This is a genomic window from Francisella sp. SYW-9, from assembly GCF_008711465.1.
Taxonomy (GTDB): Bacteria; Pseudomonadota; Gammaproteobacteria; order Francisellales; family Francisellaceae; genus Francisella.
Genome location: NZ_VXKQ01000066.1, coordinates 1 through 1282, shown reverse-complemented (window position 1 = coordinate 1282; position 1282 = coordinate 1). Strand labels below are relative to the sequence as shown.

Sequence of the window (1282 nt, the reverse complement as noted above, 5' to 3'; positions counted from 1 at the left end):
GTTATGTAGGCCCGAGTACAGAGCTTGAAGAAAAATTATGTAATATATTTGCAGAAGTACTTGGTTTAGAGAAAGTTGGTATTACAGATGATTTCTTTAGGATAGGTGGAGATTCAATAGTAAGTATTCAATTAAGTTCAAGATTACGTCGTAATGAAATTGATTGTAGTGTACGAGATATATTTGATTATAGAACAGTAAGTAAGTTATCTAATTATTTATTATCTAAATCAGAAGTTGAAGTAACTATAATTAAAGAAGAAGGAATCCTTGAGGGAGAATTTGGATTATTACCAATACAAGAATGGTTCTTTGAGAAAGTCAATGATGGAAGTTTTAAGGCTTATAATCACTGGAATCAATCATTCCTAGTTAAGGCCCCTAAGTTAGATATATCTAAGCTTGATTCTATAGTTGAGAGCTTAGTATCACATCATGATATATTAAGGGTTAATTATGTTAAGCAAGCAGATGGTAGTTATACTCAGGTATATAGATCAAGTATGGATATTCCTAAATTAAGAATATTAGATGTAAGTAGTTTAACTCAAGAAGAGATAGAGAATGAATTAACTACTTGGCAAAGTGATTTTGATATAGAGAATGGACCATTATGGAGTATAGGTTACTTACACGGGTTTAATGATGGTAGTTCAAGATTATATTTTGCATTGCATCATTTAATAGTAGATGCAGTAAGTTGGCGTATATTAATAGAAGACTTTAGATCATTATATAATGAAGAAGAGCTATCAACTAAAGGGACTAGTTATAGACAATATACTGATTTAGTTAAAGAATATTCTAGTAAGAATAAAGAACAGTTGGGTTATTGGAAAAACATATTATCTAATATTCCTAGCTATCCTGAGATAAGTAGTAAACCTAGTCTAGGAGAAGTCCGTCTGAATAAAACGCAGACTGAGAGTTTATTACAGCGAGGTAATAAGGTCTATCATACAGAGATAAATGATTTATTACTTGTAGCGTTAGCATATTCACTTAGAGAAATAAATGAAAGAGATGTTCAAGGAATAACTTTAGAGGGTCATGGTAGAGAGTATATAGAAGAGGGAGTTGAACTTAATAGCACAGTAGGATGGTTTACAACGATGTATCCGACATTACTAGAGATTAAGGATGACTTAAGCTCTACGATTAAGAATATTAAGGAGAGTTTAAGATCTATCTCAGATAAGGGCATAGGATTTGGTAGTTTTGTTAAAGCCAAGGAATTTGAGTTTAATCAATTACCAAGAGTTAGCTTTAACTATTTAGGTCA

General features: G+C 31.3%; 1 protein-coding gene. It reads left to right on the top strand.

The window, feature by feature from the left end:
- Positions 1-1282 (top strand): condensation domain-containing protein (locus F3D62_RS12540; RefSeq protein ID WP_224732703.1); only part of this gene is annotated, 1282 nt, incomplete at both ends.